The following is a 19,587-nucleotide window of genomic DNA, read 5'->3' as shown; positions in this document are numbered from 1 at the left end:
TAGGCGTACTCAGGCCGCCGTGCCCGCCCCGCGACACGCTGTCCTCATGACTCCACCCATCCAGCGGCCGCCCACCAACGCGTTCATGGTGCAGGCGGCGATCTCATTCGCCATCGCCCTGCTCGGCACGGCGTACGGCATCGCGAAGCTGCCCCTGGACGCCGCGTCCCGGGGCTTCCTCGCCCTCGGCCTCGTCTTCGTGACGTCGTCCGCGTTCACGCTCGCCAAGACCATCCGCGACCGCCAGGAGACGGCCCAGGTGACCACCCGCGTCGACCAGGCCCGGCTGGACAAGCTCCTGACGGAACACGACCCGTTCGACGTGAAGAACCTCTGACCTCTACGCACGGTTGTGCCGGGGCCGCTGCTTACCGCAGGTAACGAATGGATCAACCGGATACCGACCCCTGCCGGTGCCGCCCCGGCCACCCGTAGGCTCACGTCAGCTGGGAGGTATGGACCACTTCGCCGTCAGTGAACAACGTTGCAACTGCCGACTCCTGCGGGGGGAGAGCGAGCGGTGACTGAAACGGCCGTGCAGGAGCGCCCTCCGCTGCCCGCACCTGCCGGCGGCCGCAGGTCACGCGTGCCCCGCGTCGTCCGTCGCTGGCTGCACCACGGTCTGGTGCTCATGGCCGCCGCGCTGACGGTCCTGCTGGCGGGCACCGTGCTGGCCGCCCTCGCCACACTGGCGGGAGGAGCGGTGGAGAGCGGGGCCCAGCAGCGTCTCGCCCGGGATGCCGACGGCGTCGTCCAGGTGATGGCCGACTACGACAAGGACGGGGCGTCCAGGGCCGACCAGGCCGTACGGGATGCCCTGGCCTCGGCCTTCGGCGATGTGCGGCACCACGTGCGTACGACCATGCGCGCACCGGCGGCCCGCCCGTTCGACCTGCCTGTGCTCGACACCGGCGGACGGCCGCGCCCCGGTGGCGGCGTCGTCGTCATCGCGGTGAGTGAGGCGCAGCAGCTGGCCCGGCTGACCGCGGGGGAGTGGCCCGCGGCGCGGGCCGGGGCCGCGCAGGACGGGATCCAGGCCGCGCTGCACGAGAGCCTCGGGCGGCGGCTGCACGCCGAGCCCGGCGACACCGTGGTGCTGTCCGGCTTCCAGGGCCGCAGGATCCGGCTCGAGATCACCGGGCTGTGGCGCGCGAACGGTCGAGAGCCCGCCGTCTTCTCCTCTCTGACCAGCAGTTCGGGGGGTCCCGACAGCCTGGCCCTGGTGTCCGAACAGGGCTTTGAGGCCGCTCCCGGGCTGGCCGGCGACGCGCTGGCCGGCTGGTTCGGCGTGCCCGACGCGTACCGGCTGGACGCCGAGGATCTCGGCCCGCTGCGTGACCGCGTCGCCGCCTTCGCGGAGAGCGATGCCAAGCGCGTTGTCTTCGGGGGCGGTTCACCCGCCGTGGAGGGCGTGGTCGTCGGCGCCCCGCTGACGGAAGCGCTGGACCGGATCGGGACCGGGATGGTGGTGGCCAGGTCGGGGATGTACGTTCCGGCGGCGCTGCTCGGCGCGCTGGCCGTCGCGGCGCTGGTCCTGACGGCCCGGCAGCTCACGGAGCACCGCGGTACCGATACGGCGCTGCTCGGCGCCCGGGGCGCGGGAGCACCCCGGGTGGTCGCGACGGCCGGCGCCGAATGGGCCGTGGTCGCCGTCCCCGCGGCGCTGGCCGCGCCCTTCCTGGCAGGGCCGCTGCTGGCCGCCCTCGACGAGGCCGGACTGCTCCCGGGCGAGGTCCCGCACTCCGCGCTCGGCGCCGCGGGCTGGACCGCCGCGCTGCTCGCGCTCGTCCTGCACGGCTGCTCCGCCCTGCTGCCCGCGATCCGCGCCGCCCGCGACGGCGGCGCCGTCGCCAAGCTGCGCAGGCGCGGACCGCATGCGGCGGCGTTCCAACGGGCCGGTACGGATCTGGCGCTGGCCGCCGTGGCGGTGCTCGGCTGGCTGCAGCTCAGCCGCTACCGTTCGCCGGTAGCGGGCGACGCGGGCACCGGGGGAGCGGCCTCCGTCGACCCGGTGCTGGTCCTCGTGCCCGTCGTGATCACCATCGCCGCGACCCTGCTCACGCTGCGGATGCTGCCGCTCGCCGAGCGCGGCGCCGTCCGGCTCGCCCGCCACACCGCCGGGTTGATTCTGCCGCTGGGCGGCTGGCAGGTCAGCCGCCGCGCGACCAAGCACGCCGGGCCGGCACTGCTGATGGTCCTCGCCCTGGCCGTGGGCGCGCTCACCACCTCGGCGCTCACCATGATCGACCGCAGCAACGAGGACCGCGCGCGGCATTCCGTGGGCGCCGATCTCCAGCTGACCCCGGACCGGTTCAGCGCCGAGGCGCTGCCCCCGGCCGTCCGCCACAGCGCCTATACCGGCCTGCCCGGCATCGAGGCCGCGACCCCCGTCGTGGACCTGCCGGTCGAGCTGTACGAGGAGTCCACCGGCGTCACCGCCATCGACACCGCCGAAGCGGTGTCCACCCTGAGGCCGGGTGCGTCCTCGGGACCGATGCCCGCCCTGCGCGACGACCTCGTCGACGGAGACCTCGCCGAGCGGCTGTCCGCCCTGGCGAAGGACACGCCTCGGGCCGGCATCGCACTGCCGGGCAGGCCGGAGGCCATCGCCGCCGAGGTCACCGTGGATTCGACGGGCGAGCTCCGGGGCAGGCTGGTGCTCACCGTGCAGGACGCCTCCGGGCTCGCCGACACCGTGACCGCCCCGTTGCCCGCATCGGACGGCGTACGGCATGAGCTGAGCGTCCCGCTGGCCGTCAAGGGCAACGAGGACCTGAAGCGGCACTACCCGCTGAGCATCACCCGTATCGGCTTCGAGTTGCCGCCGGAGCAGACCCGCACGTCGTACGACATCACCGTGCACCGGTTCGGATCCGACCCCTCGAGCCCTGCCGCCCCCGGACCGGAGGGACGCTGGGCGAACCTCGCGAGCGGCGAGTACAGGCCGTCGAACCTCCGGTGCCCGGGCGCTGAGCCGACCGACGAGGAGTTCTTCTCCGCCGGGCTCTGCGATCTTCCGGCGGAGCAGCCGGAGGGCGGGCTGCGGGCCGAGCTCATGGGACCGTCCGATCTCCCCAGCGCGCGGAGGCTGGTGGAGTTCGCGCCGCTGCGGGTCGGCGGCATCGCGCTTGTCCCGGCGCTGGCCGACGACGCGCTGCTGGCCACCGGGCGGGTCACGGTCGGCGACACGGCGACGGTCGAGCTGCGGGACGGAACTCCCCTGACCGTCACGGTCGTCGGGCGTATCGGCGCGGTCCCCGGCTTCCCGCCCGAGGGCGGCCGGCTGCTTGTCGACAGCAGGGCGCTGGCAGCCTCGCTCGTGCAGCGCGGCGGGCTGCAGCAGCAGGAGTCGTTCTGGTGGCTGTCCGCCCGCGACGGCGAACCCGCGCCCGCCGCTGAGGCGGTGCGGCGTGCCGAGGGCGTGGGCACGACCGACGACGCGGTCCGGGCCGCCGAGCGGCTGCGCGGCGATCCGCTGCAGCACGGCACCCGCGGTGTGCTGATGCTCTGCCTGCTGCTTGCCCCGGCCTTCGCGGTGATCGGCTTCACCCTGCACGCCGTGCTCTCCACCCGTGAGCGCCGGCGGGAGTTCGCGCTGCTGCGTGCGATGGGGGTGCGCAGACGCGAGCTCACCGGGCTGCTGTGGACCGAGCAGCTGCTGATCGCCGTGATCGCGGTGGTGCTGGGCGCGGTGCTGGGCACGGCCGTCGCCGGGATCGTCGTGCCGCTGGTGACCGTCGACGACGTGGGCAGGCCCGTGTATCCCGAGGTGCTGGCCGTGGTGCCGTGGGAGCGGGTGGCGCTGACGGCCGCCGCCACGGCCGTGCTGATCACCGCACTGGTCACGGTGATGTCCCGGATGCTGGCCCGGGCGGATCTCGTACGGGTCATGCGGGCGGGGGAGCAGTAATGATCAACGGTCGCTGGGTGGCCCGCGACGCCAGGGCCGGATCCCCGCTGCTCGTCTGCCTGTTCGTCCTGGTGGCCGTGCTGACCTCGGTCGCGCTGACCGGGCCCGTGCTGATCGACCGGCTCGCCGGCAGCGCGCTCGGTGACCGGGTGGAGCGGGCACAGGCGCAGGGCGAGCTGCTCGTGACGTCGGCCGTGATCAACACGTACGCCGACGGTGGTTTCGGCAGTTCCGAGCTGTCGGCCGAGCCCCGGTTCGGCTCGATGATGCACACGCTGGACAAGGCCGGCGCGAAGATGCGTGCCGCGGCCCAGGAGCCGCTGCGCGGTCTGCTCGCGCCCGGCTCGCTGCGCGCCGTGCTCCCGCCGGCCGACGTCGTCGGAGGGTTGCCCGGCAAGCCGAGGGCGCAGCTGTCCATGCTGTACGCGGACGACGCTCCGGCGAAGGCGGACTATGCGGAAGGCCGCCCGCCGGGGCCTGTGTCGGAGGAGCGGGCGGTCGAGAAGAAGGAACAGCCCGTCGAACTCGCCGTCTCCACCGCGGTCAGGGACGCCTTCGGGCTTGCGCTCGGACAGAGGCTCACCCTCGGGCTGGAGGACGGGCACACGGCCGAGGTGACCTTCACCGGCTTCTTCGAGCTCCCCGAGCGGCAGAGCGACTTGGCGATCTTCCGCCAGCAGCCGGGGCTCGCCGGCCCGCTCGTGGAGTGGATCGGCAACACCCGGGTGCACCGCGCACTCGCGGTGACGGACGGGACCGGCGTGGAGGCGGTCCGGGAGCTCGCGGATCTCGACGACACGCTCGTGACCTGGCGAACCAGGCTGGAGCTGGGCGACACGCAGGCGGAGAGGATCGCGCAGGGCGACGCGGGCGCCGCTCTGCACAGCGCCATCCGGCAGTTCGGCCGGGACGCGGGCGAGGGCATGTGCCCGGGCACCGCGAGCGGCGGGCACTGCCTCCTCGCGGGCAGCCTCTTCGAGCCGCCCATGACCGCCAACGAACTCTCGCCGCTGTTCACGGAGTTCGCGCGGGAGTGGGACCGGGCCCGCTCGCTCGCCTCCTTCGCGATCGCCGGGCTGCTGGCCGTCGCCTTCGCCACCCTCATCGTCTCGGCGCAGCTCGCGGTGCGCCGCGGCGCGGACAACGACAGGCTGCAGCGTGCCCGCGGTGCCACCCCGCTCGAGGTGGCGCTGGCCCGGCTGGTGCAGACGGCCCCGGCCGTGCTGCTGGGCGCAGCCGCCGGCTACGGGGGCACCCGCGGCGCGCTGGACGAGGACGTCTCGGGCGGCCTGCCGCTGATCGCGGCCATCGTGGTGCTCGCCGGACTGACACTGCCCGCCCTGACCTGGTTCGCGGTGCGCGAGCGCAAGCCCGTGCGCGGGGCGCGTGAGGCCGGCCCCGGGCCGGCGGGCAGGCGCCGGCTGCTGGCCGAGTCCGTCGTGATGCTGCTGGCCGTGGCCGGGGTCGCGGCGATCCGGGTGCGCGGTGACGGAGCGAGCGGCGGGGCCTTCGGCGTCGACCCGCAACTGGCCGCCACTCCCGTCCTGCTGGGTCTGGCCACCGTGCTGATCCTGATGCGGCTGTATCCGCTGCCCGTACGCTGGCTCGCCGCCCGGGCCCGGGCGCGCCGCGGCACCGTCGCCTTCATCGCGCTCGCCCGCGTGGGCCGGACCGCGGCGGGACGGACGATGGTGCTGCTGGTGCTCGTACTCACCCTGGCCACGGCGGTGTTCGGCGGCCTGATCTCCTCCACCGTGGCCGAGGGGCGCGCGCGGGCCGCCGCATGGAACGCGGGCGGGCAGGCCGCCGTCATCGACACCGCGGCCGGGCCCGAAACGGCCGAGGTGATCGACCGTACGCCCGGTGTCGGGCACACGGTCGCGACCCAGCGCGCGGAAGTCACCCTGGCCCGGGCCACGGACGGGCAGGTGCGCGGCACGACCGACCTGATCGGCCTCGACGCCGCGGCGCTGCACACGGCCGTCGGGGACTCCCGGCTGGCCGACGCGATGCTGGGGATGGGGGACAAGCACGCGCGAGGGCCGCAGCAGGACGGGCCGGTGACGGTGCTGCCGGCCCTGGCCACCGGACCGCTGGCGGACTACCGGGGCGAGACGCTGCCGCTCACCGGGTCCCAACGGCAGACCGTCGCCGTGAAGATCGTGGGCGAGCTCACCGACACGGCGGCCCGGGACCCCGCCCTGGGGCCCGTCACCGGTCCGGACCCGTCCGACAGCACGCTGCTCGTCGATGCAGCCGCGTTCAAGGCGGTGAGCCGGTGGGACGTCAAGGAAGGCGCCGTACTGGCCTACGGAGACGAGCTCGACGCCGCCAAGCTGCGCTCCGCCGCGCTCGCGGGCGTCGGCCCGAGCGCTCAGGTGCGCGTGCTCGACGAGGAGCTGGCCGCGCTGAGCGACGACGGTCTGCTCCGCGCCGTACTGTTCGTCTACGCGGCCGCCGGCGTCACCGCCGTGCTGCTGGCGCTGCTGGCGGTCGTGCTGGAGCTGCTGCTCTCCGCCGCTGAACGCGGCCGCACCGCCGCCTGTCTGCGCACGCTCGGCCTCGGCTCCAGGCCCACGGCCTTCGTGCACTTCCTGGAGCTGCTGCCCATGGTGATCGCGGCCATCGCCGGCGGCGGCGCGCTGGGACTGCTGCTGCCGGCGATCCTCGGACGCGCGCTCCCGCTCGGCGAGTTCACGGGCGGCCCCGGGGCCGAGCAGTCCACCGACTACGGCCTCACGGCGCTGCTCGCCGTCGGGCTCGCAGCCCTGGTCGCGCTGGCCGTGGCCGTCGAGACGGCCCGGGGCCGTCAGCGCGCACTCGGATCGGTTCTGAGAGTGGGAGAGACGAGATGACCGACGTGGTCGCAGGCGGGAAGGCGGCGCCCGGGGTACGCGGGAAGGAACCCCTCATCCGCTGCGAGAACCTGGTCCGCATCTTCTGGGCCGACAAGGTCGAGGTGCAGGCATTGCAGGGCCTGGACCTCAAGGTGCTGCCCGGCGAGCTGCTCGCCGTCGTCGGGGCCTCGGGATCCGGCAAGTCCACGCTGCTGGGCATCCTTTCGGGCCTCGACGTGCCTACGGCGGGCACCGCCGTGGTCGACGGCTCGGACCTGCTGACGATGAAGCGCAAGGACCGCATCGCCTTCCGCCGGCACACCGTGGGCTTCGTCTGGGCGCAGGCGTCACGCAATCTCTTCCCGTATCTGAGCGCCGCCGAGAACGTCATGCTGCCGATGACCTACATCGGCGTGAAGGCCCGGGCCCGCCGCTCCCGCGCCGAGGAGCTGCTCGACCTCTTCGGTGTGGGCCACGCCCGCGACCGCCGCCCTGACGCCCTCTCCGGCGGTGAGCAGCAGCGCGTCGCCATCGCCACGGCCGTCGCGAACAACCCGCGGGTCCTCTTCGCCGACGAGCCGACCGGCGAGCTCGACACCGAGACGGGCGCCGGGGTCCTCGGCGCCCTGCGCCGCGCCAACGCCGAGCTGGACACCACGATCGTCGTCGTCACCCACGACGCGATGGTCTCCGAGCATGTGCGGCGCACCGTCGGCATCCGCAACGGCCGCACCTCCTCCGAGGTGCTGCGCGACGAAGAGGCGCAGTCCGCCGAGGAGTACGCGGTCCTCGACAGGAACGGCCGACTGCAGCTGCCCCGCGCCTTCACCGACGCACTCGACATGAGCGACCGGGTGCGGCTGGCGCTGGAGGACGACCACATCGGTGTATGGCCGCAGCAGCCGCGGAGGCCCTAAGGGCCGCGACCGGGTGCCTTAGGCGGTTTCTGAGGTGTTCGCCGCCGGATCTAAGGCGTGCGGGGCGGGGAGATACCGAAGTCGCCCGATGTGGCGGACCCCTCTGGGAGGCGACAGTAGTAACACGAGGCCGGGGGACACCGGCCGGGAGCCTCCAGGGGAGACCGAAGATGTACGGCTACGAGATCGCCAAGTCCCGCAACTCCGAGCTGCGTCGTGAGGCGGCGGCCTACCGGCTGGCCCGCAAGGCCAAGGCGGGCCGCTCGCGGCGCCAGGTGGCGGACGCCCGCCGCGAGTGGGTGAAGGCCGCCTGAGATGGCGGCCGGAGCCCCCGGCCGCGACGCCGGGCACACCAGAACGGAAGCAGCGCGAAGGCCCCGACCGGGGAAACGGTCGGGGCCTTCGCGCGTGAACCGGTGCCGTACCGGATCAGCTCCGTCGCAGACCGGGGTTGTCGTGGCACAGCGCCCAGACGATGTAGACGCCGATGGCGATGGAGATCGCCGCCCAGAACGGGACGTAGGGCAGCCACATGAAGTTGAGGACGATGGCCACGCACGCCACGGCGACGCCGAGGCCGCGGGCGGCTTCGGAGCCCTTGAGGATGCCCGCGCCGACCAGGACGAGGGCCACACCGACGATCAGGTGGATCCAGCCCCAGGTGGTCGTGTCGAACTTGAAGACGTAGTCGCCGACCCGTTTGTACACGTCGTCCTCGGCGATGCCCGTGATGCCCTGGACGATGCCCAGGCACCCGTACACGATCATCAGCACGCCGGCGAACGTGGCGCCGCCGGTGACCCAGCGGCTGGGGGCGGATCCGGCGCGGGGCGCCGGTTCGGACTGCCAGGACGGTCCGGCCGACGGTGGTGACTGGCTCATGGCTGCTCTCCTGCAGTGCGATGGCCCGGCGCACCGAACGCGCCGGACACGGGGAGACCGCGTCTGTCCTCAGGCTCCACCGCGCCGGGCCCGCACACCGCGTCCGACTGCGCCGTCCGGGTGAACGGACGCGGGCTCCGGCAGGTCAGCCGGGTGTGGTGCGTGGGTGAACCGCACGGTGACGGACAGGCCGCCTTCCGCGCGTGCGCTCGCGGTGAGGGTGGCGCGGTGGGCCTGGGCGACGGCGTCGACGATGGCGAGGCCGAGACCATGGCCCTCGCCACGGCCGTCGCGGTCGGGCGCCAGCTTCTGGAAGGGGTGCAGGAGGCGCGGGATCTGGGCTTCGGGGACGACCGGCCCGCTGTTGGTGACCGTGAGGGCCGCCCCGGTGCCGCAGGACCGGGTGGTGATCTCCACCTGCCCGTCCGGGCGGTTGTGGCGGACGGCGTTGTCGATGAGGTTGGCGACGAGGCTCTCGACCAGTCCCGGATCCCCGGCCGTGACGGCGCTCGTCAGGTGTTCGGTGAGTTCGATGCCCCGGAGGGCTGCCTGGTCGCGGCGCGAGGCCAGCACTCCCTCGACGACGTGGGCGAGGTCGAGGGTGTCCCAGCGGGTGACGCCGCGTTCGCTGGTGGCCAGAGCGAGCAGTGCCCGGACGAGTCGCTCCTGGTGTGCGCCGAGCGCGAGTGCCTCCCGGCAGGCCGAGCGCAGCGTGTCGGCGTCGGCGTCCGGGTCGGCGAGGGTGACTTCGAGGAGGGTGCGCAGGCCGGCGAGGGGGGTGCGCAGTTCGTGGGAGGCGTTGGCCACGAAGTGGCCCTGGGCATCGAAGGAGACCTGCAGGCGGGCGAACAGGTCGTCGAGGGTGCGGCCGAGTTCGGTCAGCTCGTCCGTGGGCTCGCCGAGGTCGAGGCGCCGGTGGAGGCTGCCCGTGGAGATGCTCCTGGCGGTGGCGGTGATGGCGCGCAGCGGGCGCAGGAACCGGCCGGCGACGAACCAGCCGAGCGCCAGGGCGACGGGTATCAGGACGACTAGGGCGACGCCTGACCCCGTGAGGATCTGGCTCAGGCTGAACCCGGGTCCGGCTCCGGTGGTCACGCCCGAGGCGGGCCGGCCCTCGGGTGTGCCCGCGTCGACGCTGATGAGCGGCACGACCGCCAGGACGAGCACGAAGACCCCGGCGGCGTAGACGCCGGCCGCGTACGCGAGCGCGAGCCGTGTCCGCAGGGGCCTTCCGGCGGGCTGCGGGGAGGTCATGACGGTCCTATCCGGTAGCCGCCTTCGCGGACGGTCTCGATCACGGGCGGATCGCCGAGCTTGGCCCGCAACCGGTGCATGGTGTGCTTCACGGCGCTGCTGAAGGGGTCGGCGGCAGCGTCCCAGACGCGTTCGAGCAGCTCCTCGGCGGAGACGACCAGGCCCGGTACGGCGAGCAGGCACTCCAGCAGCGCGAACTCCTTGGGGCTCAGCCCGAGCCGCCGGCCGGCCCGGGACGCGGTGCGGCGGGCCGGGTCGAGAGTGATGTCCCCGCAGGTCAGGGTGGGCGGAACCGGTGGGGTGGCGCGGCGGGCCAGGGCGCGGACACGGGCGACCAGTTCGGCGAAGGCGAACGGCTTGGGCAGATAGTCGTCCGCGCCGAGGCCGAGCCCGTGGACGCGGTCCTCGATGGTGTCGGAGGCGGTGAGCATCAGCACCCGGGTCGCGTGGCGGCCGTGGGCGAGTCGCCGGCAGATCTCGTCCCCGTGGACACCGGGCAGGTCGCGGTCGAGGACCACCACGTCGTAGCGGGTGGCGGTCAGCTGATCGAGGGCGGCGGTCCCGTCCAGGACGACGTCGACGGCCATGCCCTCCTGACGCAGGCCGGTGCCGATGGAACGGGCGAGGATCTCGAAGTCCTCGACGACGAGGACCCTCATGGGCGCGTACGGGCGGGGCGGCGGGCGGATCGGGGTGGCATGCGCCCACGATGCCAGACGCCGGGTCGCAGCCCGGTCGCAGCGGCCGCGACCGGGCTGGAACCGGGTGCCGCGTACAACCGTCGGCATGAGTACGTTTCGAACCATGAGCGGGCCGCGATGAGCGCCCCGACCCTTGTCGTCGCCGGACTGCGCAAGCGCTACGGGACGGTCCGGGCCCTCGACGGCATGTCGTTCACCGTCCGACCCGGTGTGGTGACCGGCTTCGTCGGGCCGAACGGCGCCGGGAAGTCCACCACGATGCGGGTGATCCTGGGCCTGGACGCGGTCGATGAGGGCACCGCGCTGATCGACGGCCGGCCGTACCGCGGTCTTCGCTGTCCGCCGCGCCACGTCGGTGCGCTGGTGGACGGCGCCGCGCCGCACCCCGGCCGCACCGGGCGCGACCACCTGCTGTGGCTGGCGCACGCCCAGGGCCTGCGGGCGCGGCGGGTGGACCAGGTGATCGAGCAGGTCGGCCTGGCCCCGGTCGCGCGGCGCAGGGCCGGCGGCTACTCGCTGGGCATGCGGCAGCGCCTCGGGATCGCCGCGGCGCTGCTGGGCGACCCGCCGATCGTCATGCTCGACGAGCCGTTCAACGGCATGGACCCCGACGGCATCATCTGGATGCGCGGGTTGCTGCGGTCGCTGGCCGCGCACGGCCGCGCCGTGCTGGTCTCCAGCCACCTGATGAGCGAGGTGCAGGACATGGCCGACCACGTGGTCGTGGCCGGGCGCGGCAGGGCCGTCGCCGACGCCACCGTGGCCGACCTGATCGCGGCCGCCTCCCGGAACCGGGTGGCTGTGGTGACCGGGTCCGGGACGCACGCGACGCGGGTGCTCACGGATGCCGGCGCGAGCGTGTCAGCCACCGGCCGGGACACCCTCACCGTCTCCGGACTCCCCGCGGAGCGGATCGCGGCGCTGCTCGGCCGGAGCGCGGTGCCGTTCTCCGAGGTGTCGGCACACCGCGCGACCCTCGAGGACGTCTACCTCGAACTCACCCATGAAGCGGTCGAGTTCCGGGCCGCGACGGCCGTGGAGGTGCCGCGGTGACCGCCACCGTCCCACCATCGGATGCCGGGCCCCGCGGCTTCGCCCATGTCGTGCACGCGGAGTGGACCAAGCTCCGAACGGTGCGCGGCTGGGTGGCAGGCATCCTGGCCGCGGCGCTGATGCTGGTGCTGTTCGCCCTGCTCGCCGGGATCAGCAGCGACCAGAAGGGCTCACCGCCCGTGCCGATCGGACCGGGCGGTGAACCGGTCACCGACAGCTTCTACTTCGTCCACCGGCCGCTGACCGGGAACGGCAGCATCACCGTGTCCGTCGGCGCCCTCAAGAGCAGCCTTCCCGACGGTCCTCGGAGCCTGCGGCCCGGCATCGTGCCCTGGGCGAAGGCCGGTCTCATCGTCAAGGAGAGCACCCGCCAGGGCTCGCCCTACGCGGCCGTCATGGTCACCGGCAGCCACGGCGTACGGATGCAGCACGGCTACGCCCACGACTCGGCCGGACTTCCCGGCCCCGTCCCGGCCGCGTCGGTCCGCCGGCTGCGGCTGGACCGCTCGGGCGACACGATCACCGGATACGCCTCGGCCGACGGCACGCACTGGACCGAGACGGGCCACGTGCGGGTGAGCGGACTCGGACCGACCGTGCGGATCGGGCTGTTCGTCGCTTCTCCGCCCGCCGTGAGCGGCGGCGGCACGGCCGGCAGCGTGTCCACGGCCGTCTTCAGCGACCTCCGGGTCGCGGCAGAGCCGGCGGGTGGCGGATGGACCGGCGGTCAGGTGGGCGCCGGAGCCCCCGGCTTCGCCGGCTACCCGGCTGGTACGGCGGGTTCGTACGCGGAATCCGGCGGCCGGATCACCGTGACCGGGGCCGGCGACATCGCGCCTGCCGTACGCGACAGCCTGCCGACAGGTGGCACGCTCCGGGAACTCCTCACCGGCACGTTCGCCGCACTGATCGCGGTGATCGTGGTGGGGGTGCAGTTCATCACCACGGAGCACCGGACGAACCTGATCCTCGTCACGCTGGCCGCCAGTCCCGGACGGAGCCGGGTGCTGCTGGCCAAGGCGCTCGTGCTGGGGACCGCGACCTTCGGCGCCGGGCTGGTGGGAGCGCTCGTCGCCGGTCCGCTCGGCGAGCGCCTCGCCCGGAGCCACGGGGTCTACATCTTCCCGGTGACCGCTTCGGCCGAACTGCGGGTGGCGCTCGGGACCGCGGCGCTCCTTGCGACCACCGCGGTCCTGGCCCTGTCCGTCGGCACCGCTCTGCGGCACGGCGCGGGCGCGGTCGCCACCGTCGTCGTGGCCGTCGTGCTGCCCTATGTCCTGATGGCCGTCCCGTTCATGCCCGCGAACGTGTCGGCCTGGCTGGCCCGGGTGACACCGGCCGCGGCCTTCGCCGTCCAGCAGACGCTCACGCCGTACCACCAGGTCACGAGCAACTACACGCCGTACAACGGCTACTACCCGCTGGCGCCGTGGGCCGGGTTCGCGGTCCTGGCCGGTTACACGGTGGTCAGCCTGGCCGTGGCCGCCGTTCTGCTCGACAGGAGGGACGCGTGACGCGCGCCCTGCACGCGGAGTGGACGAAGCTCCGGACCATGTCCGGTCCGTGGTGGCTGCTGCTCGGCACCATCGCGGCGACCGTGGCGCTGAGCGCCGGTGCGGCCTCGGTGGTGAGGTGCGCGTCCACCGGCTGTGGCGGCGATACGACCGGGGTCGGCCTCACGGGTGTCCCTCTCGGCCAGGCGCCGGTCGCCGTCCTGGCCGTCCTGGTCATCAGCGGGGAGTACGGCTCGGGCCTGATCCGCACCACGCTGACGGCGGTGCCGCGGCGGGTCACCGTCCTCGCGGCCAAGGCGGTGACGCTCAGCGGTCTCGTGGCGGTCGCCGGGACCGTCGCCGTCCTGGGATCGCTGCTCGCCGGGCGGCTCATCCTGCGCGGACCGGGCACCCTGGCCCTGTTCCTGGCCGAGGGGCCGACGCTGCGCGCGGTCGTCTGGTCGGTCCTCCATCTGCTGCTGATCGCCCTTCTCGGCCTCGGCGTCGCGACCGCCGTGCGGGACTCCGCCACCAGCATCGGGATCGTCCTCGGCCTGCTCTACGTCGTCCCCATCCTCTCCCTGACCATCAGCGATCCGTACGGGCAGCGCATGCTCGCCAAGCTCGCGCCCGCAAGCCCCGGTCTCCTTGCCCGGGCCACCGGCGCGCCCGTCACTCCGTGGGCCGACCTGGGCGTGACCGCCGGATGGGCCGCCGCGGCGCTGCTGACCGGCGGCGTACTGCTGTGCCGGCGCGATGTCTGAGGGTCGCGAAGGCCGGTGGACACCGGCCGGGAGCCTCCCGAGGAGACAGAGAATGTACGGCTACGAGATCGCCAACTCCCGCAACTCCGAGCTGCGTCGTGAGGCCGCCGCCTACCGGCTGGCCCGCAAGGCCAAGGCGGCCGCTCGCGTGCGGCAGCGAATCACCGTCTTGACTGGTGACGAAAGTGAATGCCATGCTTGCGTCACCGCTTCAGTGGGTGATGCGGGAACGTGTCCCGGCTGAAGCGTCCGCAAGTCCACGTTTCCGGATGGGGAGTACCAGCCATGGCAGTCAGCTACACCGCCGTTGTCGACGTCGACGGAGAGGGCCGCAACGGCGGCCATGTGCACTCCTCCGACGGCCTGTTGGAGACCACCCTCGCCATTCCGAAGGAGCTGGGCGGTGCCGGCGACGCCACCAACCCCGAGCAGCTCCTGGCCGCCGGCTGGTCACCCCTTTCCGCGGTCCTCACCCCCGTGCTGGGCGGCGTCGACCAGGCGACGGCCGTCGAACTCGCGTACGCCGCACACCGGATCTGCCCGTACTCCAAGGCCACGCGCGACAACATCCCCGTCACCGTCAACGCGAGCGCGGCCGCCTGAACCTGCGGACGGACGAGCTGATGACTTTCCTGAGAAACATGCCTGTGTGGCCGACCGTCACCCAGATATGGGCCTGGTCGGCGAGCGTGGTGATGTCCGGGTACGGCCCGCCGCCCTCGAGCTTCATCTGACCGCCGGAGAAGGAGAACCGTTCATGACCTGCGCACGAGACCTCGCACTCGTCGCACTCGACGCACCCCTCGACCGGTGGGTGGAGCAGGGGGACCTGTCCCTTGCGCTCGCGGGGGCGGAAACGATCGACCTGCTGGAGCGCGGGGCGCTGACCCTGGACGACGACCGCCTCGTGCCCGGCCCGGAGGAGGCGACTGGTGACCGTCTGCTGGACCGGGCGGTCGCCGCGCTCGTCCGGCGCGAGCCGTACGAGACGGTCGAGGACTGGCTGTGGCGCCACGGCCGCGGGCTGGCCGCGCGCTACGTCGAGGAGCTGGAGAACACCGGGCTCGCGATCCGTCCGCGGGCCCACCGCTTCTCGCTGCGCTCCCCGCGGCTCGTACCGGCGGATTCGCCGGACCGCGCCCGTGCCCAGAAGCGCTGGGCGTCCGGCGAGCCCGTGCTCGCCGCTCTGGCCGCCGCCGCGGGTGTCGCGGACGACGGAGAAACGCAGGGCTCAGCCGATGAGGCGGCGGCGACCGTGCTGGCAGCCGTCGCCGACGCCGTCACGGAGCTGGAGGCCACGCGGCAGCGGCGGGCGATCGAGAACGCCGCATTCGACAACGTGTGGCGGGCGTAGACCCGTACCACCGAACCCCTCGAAGGCGTCCGCAGGATCAGGACGCGGAGGCGGCCGTCTTCTTCCGTGCGCGGTAGGCGGCCGCCTTGATCTTGTTGCCGCAGGACTCCATGCCGCACCAGTTGCGCCGCATACCCCGGGACCGGTCGACGTAGACCCGTGTGCACTCGGGGTTGCCGCACTCCTTCAGCAGCGGGACGTCCGGGCCGCTGAGCAGTTCGACCGCCTGCCGGGCGACCGTCGCCAGAGCCTGTTCCGGGGTGGCGTCGGTGTGACGCCCGGTCATGGTGAGCTGCGGTGTCGCGGGGGTCTTGCGTGCGGCGCTGTTGACCACGCCGAGTGCTTCCCGGTCGAAGTCCTCGCCGAGACGGCGGGCGGTGATGAGCCTGTAGAGGGCCTCCCGCAGGGCCTTCGCCTGCGTGACGTCGTCCTCGTCGGCGGGCGTGATCGTGTCGACGAGCGCTGACTCCAGATACCAGGCGTTCAGTCGCTCCGGCGTTACGAACATCTCGAACCGGGTCGACCGCCGGGCCCGCAGGGTGGCCGCGAAGTCGAGCGCCGGGTGGCCGCACACGAAGACATGGTCAAGGTTCACATCACCATCTTGACGGGTGACTGCCCCCGGACGCAAGAAGCGTCACCGTTTCAGAGGGTTCGCCACAGAGACGTGGTCGGGTTTGTCGTGTATTATCCGGCGGCCCCGGGGTCGTAGACGCCCAGGGGCCGCCCTACCGTACGCTCCCTGCCTCCAGCGGGAGCTCCCGCCCTTGCCACCGCCGCCGCAGCCACCGGTCGTGGCTGGCCACCACGATCGCGCCGGGGCCGGTGCCCAGCGCGGCCTCCAGCTCGTCGCACAGGCGCGGCGACAGATGGTTCGTCGGCTCGTCGAGGAGCAGCAGCTGCGGGGGACGCGCCACGAGCAGGGCCAGCGCGAGCCGCCGGCGCTGGCCCACGGACAAGTGCCCGACCGGCTTGTCCAGATCCGCGTCGTGCAGCAGGCCGAGCGAGCCCAGCGGCACCTTCTCCGCCCGCCGGGCGCCCAGCGAGACCTCGTAGGTCTCCCGGGCCGTACGGTCCGTGCGGTCGAAGGCGGTGTCCTGAGTGAGCAGGCCCACCGTCAGCCCGCGCCGCACACGGATCTCACCACCGGCGGCGAGCTGTCCGGCGAGTACGGCGAGCAGCGTCGACTTGCCCGCTCCGTTGCCACCCGTGACCAGGAGCCGGTCGGCCTCCGCCACCTCCAGGCCGTCCACCGACAGCCGGCCCGGCACCCGTACGCCGCGCAGCGACACCAGGGCCCCCTCCGGCGCCCCCGCGGCCAGATCCGGTGCCGCGAACCGCAGCGGCCGCGGCGGCTCGGCGACCCGCGTGCGCTCCAGCTCCGTCAGCCGCCGGGTGGCGTCGCGCACCCGGCGGGAGATCTGGTTCTGCACCCGGCCGGCCCGATGGCCGTATCCCATCTTCTCGTTGTCGCGCGGGCCGCGGTCGGGTGCCACGCGGTGCGCGGTCACGCCGGCTGTCTGGCGCAGCGCTTCCAGCTCCTGCTGCTCCTCGGCGTAGCGCCGCTCCCACCGCGCCCGCTCGGCGTTCTTCTCGGTCAGGTAGGCGCTGTAGTTGCCGCCGTAGCGGACCGGACCGTCCACCGCCGGGTCGAGATCGATCAGGTCGGTGCAGACGGCGTCGAGGAACGCCCGGTCATGACTGGCCACGACCACGGTTCCGGGCAGGCCGCGCAACTGCTCCTCGAGGAAGCCCGCGGCGCTGTCGTCGAGGTGGTTGGTCGGCTCGTCGAGCAGCAGCGCGGACGGACGCCGGAGGAGCAGCGCGGCCAGCGCCAGCCGGCCGCGCTGCCCGCCGGAGAGCGAACCGAGCGTGCGGTCGTGCCCGAGCGCGCCCAGCCCCAGGCCGTCCAGCACCAGGGTCGCGCGACGGTCGGCGTCCCAGGACTCCCGGTGCTGAGCCTGCTCGAGGCGCGCGCCGTAGGCGTCGAGCAGCCCCGCATGGGCGGGTTCGCTCTCGGGGACCAGGGCCAGCTGCTGGGCGAGCCGGTCGAGTTGCGCGAGGTCCTCGCGGGCCTCGCGCAGCGCCTCGTCCAGCACCGTCGCGAGGGTCGAGGCGGCTTCGTACGGCAACTCCTGGTGCAGGAAGCCGAGATCGGCGGGGCGCGAGACGCTCCCGGCGTCGGGTTCGTCCACACCGGCGAGCACACGCAGCAGCGTGGACTTGCCGGCGCCGTTCTCCCCGATGAGGCCGATGCGGTGGCCGGGGGAGGCGGTCAGGGAGACGCCGTCGAGCACCTTCCGGTCACCGAGGGTGCGGACGAGGTCGTGGGCGAGCAGGGCGGGCTGGGGCACAGGGTTCCGTCCAACGTGATCGGTGGTCGGCCCGCCGGGCACGAAGCCTCGGACGCGGGCCGCTTCACGCGCCGGCGGGTCACACCGCGAGAGCCCCGGTCTCCTCGAGCTCGCCGTCGGCCAGGCGCAGCCAGCGGTTCACTCCGATCCGGGCGAGGAACCGCTCGTCGTGGCTGACGACCATGAACGCGCCCTGGTAGGCGTTGAGCGCGCTCTCCAGCTGGCCCGCGCTGACCAGGTCGAGGTTGTTGGTCGGCTCGTCGAGCAGCAGCAGATGGGGGGCCGGCTCGGCGCACAGGACACAGGCCAGGGTGGCACGCAGCCGCTCGCCGCCGGAGAGCACGCCGGCGGGGAGGTGGGCACGGGCGCCCCGGAAGAGGAAGCGGGCGAGCAGGTTCATCCGCTCCGCCTCGGGCAGTTCCGGGGTGAAGGCGGCGAAGTTCTCCGCCACGGTACGGTCCGGATCGAGCAGGTCCAGGCGCTGCGAGAGATAGGCGATACGCCCGTCGTTGCGCGTGATCTGCCCGCTGTCCGGGGTGAGTTCGCCGTCGATCAGGCGCAGCAGGGTGGACTTCCCGGCCCCGTTGGGCCCGGTGAGCGCGATGCGCTCGGGGCCGCGGACGGTCAGATCGACGCCGGCCTCGGTGAACACGGGCCGCCCGGCGTGCCGGATCTGCATGCCCTCGCCCAGGAAGAGGTTGCGTCCGGCGGGTACCCGGGTGTCGGGGAGTTCCAGCGTGATGCGCTGTTCGTCGCGCAGCGCACGGCCGGCCTCGTCGAGGCGTGCCTTGGCGTCGCTGACGCGGGCCGCGTGCATCTGCCCGGCCCGGCCCGCGGACTCCTGGGCGCCACGCTTCATGTTGCCGGCGAAGATGCGGGGGAGGCCCGCGTTCTTGAGGTTGCGCGAGGCGTTGCTCGCGCGGCGCTCGGCGCGCTCGCGGGCCTGCTGCATCTCCCGCTTCTCGCGCTTCAGCTCCAGTTCGGCGTTGCGGACGTTCTTCTCGGCGACCTCCCGCTCGGCCGCCACGGCTTCCTCGTACGCGGTGAAGTTGCCGCCGTAGAAGCGCAGTTCGTCGCCGGAGAGTTCGGCGATGCGCTCCATGCGGTCGAGGAGCGCCCGGTCGTGGCTGACCAGCAGCAGGCATCCGTGGAAGTCGCCCAGGACGTCGTAGAGCCGGTGCCGGGCGTCGAGGTCGAGGTTGTTGGTGGGCTCGTCGAGCAGCAGGACGTCGGGGCGCTTCAGCAGCTGGGCCGCCAGGCCGAGCGAGACGACCTGTCCGCCGCTCAGGGTGCTGAGGCGGCGGTCCAGGGTGAGGTCGGCCAGGCCCAGGCGGTCGAGTTCGGCGCGGGTGCGCTCCTCGATGTCCCATTCGTCGCCGATGGCGGTGAAGTGCTCCTCGCTCACGTCACCGGACTCGACGGCGTCCAGGGCGCGGATGACGGCGGCGACGCCGAGCACCTCGGCGACGGTGAGGGTTCCGGTCAGGGGCAGGGTCTGCGGCAGATACCCCAGCGTGCCCGCGACGGACACCGAGCCGGTGGTGGGCCCGAGTTGGCCGGCGATCAGCTTCAGCAGGGTGCTCTTGCCGGAGCCGTTGGGGGCGACGAGGCCGGTACGGCCGGAGTTCAGGCTGAAGGTCAGATCGTGGAAGACCGGGGTGTCGTCCGGCCAGGAGAAGGACAGGTTCGAGCAGACGACGGAGGCGTCGGACATGGAGGCGACCTCGAGTGGATCAAGGGCAGACAGAGCTCTGCCCTGGGCAGATGAGAGGAAAGGGGTACGACGAACGGGCCACGTCGGCGGCGCTCGCACGCGCCCTGCCGGTGGCCGTCAGCTCCGGGTCTCACCCGGAGATGTCGTCGTCACCTACCACGTCTGCCACTCCTCGATATGCGGCCTGGATCTTCGCAGCGTAGCACGTGTCGCCCGGCGGCCTCGGTGTTCGTCTCGCTGTTTGACAGGCCGTGACGCCCGTGTCAGCATCGTCACCACTTTAAACGGTGACGTCCAATTGAGGCCCCCCTTCACACGTGTGGGGCCGTCGACGAGAGGCGTCGCCGTATCCCG

The 19,587-nt window shown here is 73.2% G+C and carries 17 protein-coding genes; 11 read left to right on the top strand and 6 right to left on the bottom strand.

Going from position 1 to position 19,587, the window contains the following annotated elements; translation table 11 throughout:
• The first annotated feature begins 46 nt into the window (after nt 1-46).
• The 5 genes from AB0M28_RS14850 (at nt 47) to AB0M28_RS14830 (ending at nt 7,978) form a co-directional block, all read left to right on the top strand.
• Complete coding sequence (locus tag AB0M28_RS14850; RefSeq protein WP_365403422.1) at nt 47-337, top strand: YiaA/YiaB family inner membrane protein; 291 nt, start codon at nt 47-49, stop codon at nt 335-337.
• A 183-nt stretch (nt 338-520) separates the two neighbouring features.
• The gene (locus AB0M28_RS14845; RefSeq protein WP_365403419.1) at nt 521-3,910 is read left to right on the top strand and encodes an ABC transporter permease; all 3,390 of its coding nucleotides are present in this window, start codon (nt 521-523) and stop codon (nt 3,908-3,910) included.
• Entirely contained in the window at nt 3,910-6,765 is a 2,856-nt protein-coding gene (locus AB0M28_RS14840) for a hypothetical protein (RefSeq protein ID WP_365403416.1), read from the top strand. Before AB0M28_RS14845 ends, AB0M28_RS14840 begins: the two co-directional genes overlap by 1 nt.
• A complete protein-coding gene (locus AB0M28_RS14835; protein ID WP_365403413.1) occupies nt 6,762-7,664 on the top strand; it encodes an ABC transporter ATP-binding protein in 903 nt (300 codons plus the stop codon). The genes AB0M28_RS14840 and AB0M28_RS14835 overlap by 4 nt, the downstream gene beginning before the upstream one ends.
• A 170-nt stretch (nt 7,665-7,834) precedes the next feature.
• Nucleotides 7,835-7,978, top strand: a complete 144-nt coding sequence (locus tag AB0M28_RS14830) for a hypothetical protein (protein WP_365403410.1) — start codon at nt 7,835-7,837, stop codon at nt 7,976-7,978.
• A gap of 115 nt (nt 7,979-8,093) precedes the next feature.
• Here AB0M28_RS14830 and AB0M28_RS14825 read toward each other — a convergent pair whose 3' ends face one another.
• The 3 genes from AB0M28_RS14825 to AB0M28_RS14815 all read right to left on the bottom strand — a co-directional run bounded on the left by AB0M28_RS14825 (nt 8,094) and on the right by AB0M28_RS14815 (nt 10,459).
• A complete protein-coding gene (locus AB0M28_RS14825; RefSeq protein ID WP_365403407.1) occupies nt 8,094-8,546 on the bottom strand; it encodes a hypothetical protein in 453 nt (150 codons plus the stop codon).
• A gap of 69 nt (nt 8,547-8,615) precedes the next feature.
• The gene (locus AB0M28_RS14820) at nt 8,616-9,800 is read right to left on the bottom strand and encodes a HAMP domain-containing sensor histidine kinase (RefSeq protein WP_365403404.1); all 1,185 of its coding nucleotides are present in this window, start codon (nt 9,798-9,800) and stop codon (nt 8,616-8,618) included.
• A complete protein-coding gene (locus AB0M28_RS14815) occupies nt 9,797-10,459 on the bottom strand; it encodes a response regulator transcription factor (RefSeq protein WP_365403401.1) in 663 nt (220 codons plus the stop codon). The genes AB0M28_RS14820 and AB0M28_RS14815 overlap by 4 nt, the downstream gene beginning before the upstream one ends.
• 159 nt (nt 10,460-10,618) lie before the next feature.
• Here AB0M28_RS14815 and AB0M28_RS14810 point away from each other — a divergent pair, with 159 nt between their 5' ends.
• From AB0M28_RS14810 to AB0M28_RS14785, 6 genes are all read left to right on the top strand, one after another.
• A complete protein-coding gene (locus AB0M28_RS14810; protein ID WP_365403398.1) occupies nt 10,619-11,554 on the top strand; it encodes an ATP-binding cassette domain-containing protein in 936 nt (311 codons plus the stop codon).
• Nucleotides 11,551-13,068, top strand: coding sequence for an ABC transporter permease subunit (locus AB0M28_RS14805; protein WP_365403393.1), 1,518 nt, complete (start codon nt 11,551-11,553; stop codon nt 13,066-13,068). The genes AB0M28_RS14810 and AB0M28_RS14805 overlap by 4 nt, the downstream gene beginning before the upstream one ends.
• Nucleotides 13,065-13,811, top strand: a complete 747-nt coding sequence (locus tag AB0M28_RS14800; protein WP_365403390.1) for an ABC transporter permease — start codon at nt 13,065-13,067, stop codon at nt 13,809-13,811. The genes AB0M28_RS14805 and AB0M28_RS14800 overlap by 4 nt, the downstream gene beginning before the upstream one ends.
• Nucleotides 13,812-13,863: 52 nt before the next feature.
• On the top strand, nt 13,864-14,055 hold the full coding sequence (locus AB0M28_RS14795) for a hypothetical protein (protein ID WP_365403387.1): 192 nt from the start codon (nt 13,864-13,866) through the stop codon (nt 14,053-14,055).
• Between the two features lie 41 nt (nt 14,056-14,096).
• Entirely contained in the window at nt 14,097-14,414 is a 318-nt protein-coding gene (locus tag AB0M28_RS14790) for an osmotically inducible protein OsmC (RefSeq protein ID WP_365403384.1), read from the top strand.
• A gap of 154 nt (nt 14,415-14,568) precedes the next feature.
• Nucleotides 14,569-15,165 carry a GPP34 family phosphoprotein gene (locus tag AB0M28_RS14785; protein WP_365403381.1) on the top strand — a complete coding sequence of 199 codons (597 nt, stop codon included), beginning with the start codon at nt 14,569-14,571 and terminating at the stop codon, nt 15,163-15,165.
• A 37-nt stretch (nt 15,166-15,202) separates the two neighbouring features.
• Here the strand turns inward: AB0M28_RS14785 and AB0M28_RS14780 are convergent, their stop codons facing one another.
• The 3 genes from AB0M28_RS14780 to abc-f all read right to left on the bottom strand — a co-directional run bounded on the left by AB0M28_RS14780 (nt 15,203) and on the right by abc-f (nt 19,233).
• On the bottom strand, nt 15,203-15,760 hold the full coding sequence (locus tag AB0M28_RS14780) for a CGNR zinc finger domain-containing protein (RefSeq protein WP_365403379.1): 558 nt from the start codon (nt 15,758-15,760) through the stop codon (nt 15,203-15,205).
• 133 nt (nt 15,761-15,893) lie between these two features.
• On the bottom strand, nt 15,894-17,519 hold the full coding sequence (locus tag AB0M28_RS14775; protein ID WP_365403376.1) for an ATP-binding cassette domain-containing protein: 1,626 nt from the start codon (nt 17,517-17,519) through the stop codon (nt 15,894-15,896).
• Between the two features lie 79 nt (nt 17,520-17,598).
• Nucleotides 17,599-19,233 carry a ribosomal protection-like ABC-F family protein gene (abc-f, locus tag AB0M28_RS14770; RefSeq protein WP_365403373.1) on the bottom strand — a complete coding sequence of 545 codons (1,635 nt, stop codon included), beginning with the start codon at nt 19,231-19,233 and terminating at the stop codon, nt 17,599-17,601.
• Nucleotides 19,234-19,587: the final 354 nt, after the last annotated feature.

The sequence above is a fragment of the Streptomyces sp. NPDC051940 genome, assembly GCF_040680895.1.
Classification (GTDB): Bacteria; Actinomycetota; Actinomycetes; order Streptomycetales; family Streptomycetaceae; genus Streptomyces.
Note: the sequence above shows the minus strand (reverse complement) of the source record. Positions and strands in the feature narration are given on the sequence as shown.

What these genes read in the sequence shown, in the direction of transcription:
- AB0M28_RS14850 (WP_365403422.1), top strand. Translation starts at nt 47, where the DNA reads ATGACTCCACCCATCCAGCGGCCGCCCACCAACGCGTTCATGGTGCAG.
- AB0M28_RS14840 (WP_365403416.1), top strand. Translation starts at nt 3,910, where the DNA reads ATGATCAACGGTCGCTGGGTGGCCCGCGACGCCAGGGCCGGATCCCCG.
- AB0M28_RS14835 (WP_365403413.1), top strand. Translation starts at nt 6,762, where the DNA reads ATGACCGACGTGGTCGCAGGCGGGAAGGCGGCGCCCGGGGTACGCGGG.
- AB0M28_RS14830 (WP_365403410.1), top strand. Translation starts at nt 7,835, where the DNA reads ATGTACGGCTACGAGATCGCCAAGTCCCGCAACTCCGAGCTGCGTCGT.
- AB0M28_RS14825 (WP_365403407.1), bottom strand. Translation starts at nt 8,546, where the DNA reads ATGAGCCAGTCACCACCGTCGGCCGGACCGTCCTGGCAGTCCGAACCG.
- AB0M28_RS14820 (WP_365403404.1), bottom strand. Translation starts at nt 9,800, where the DNA reads ATGACCTCCCCGCAGCCCGCCGGAAGGCCCCTGCGGACACGGCTCGCG.
- AB0M28_RS14815 (WP_365403401.1), bottom strand. Translation starts at nt 10,459, where the DNA reads ATGAGGGTCCTCGTCGTCGAGGACTTCGAGATCCTCGCCCGTTCCATC.
- AB0M28_RS14810 (WP_365403398.1), top strand. Translation starts at nt 10,619, where the DNA reads ATGAGCGCCCCGACCCTTGTCGTCGCCGGACTGCGCAAGCGCTACGGG.
- AB0M28_RS14795 (WP_365403387.1), top strand. Translation starts at nt 13,864, where the DNA reads ATGTACGGCTACGAGATCGCCAACTCCCGCAACTCCGAGCTGCGTCGT.
- AB0M28_RS14790 (WP_365403384.1), top strand. Translation starts at nt 14,097, where the DNA reads ATGGCAGTCAGCTACACCGCCGTTGTCGACGTCGACGGAGAGGGCCGC.
- AB0M28_RS14785 (WP_365403381.1), top strand. Translation starts at nt 14,569, where the DNA reads ATGACCTGCGCACGAGACCTCGCACTCGTCGCACTCGACGCACCCCTC.
- abc-f (WP_365403373.1), bottom strand. Translation starts at nt 19,233, where the DNA reads ATGTCCGACGCCTCCGTCGTCTGCTCGAACCTGTCCTTCTCCTGGCCG.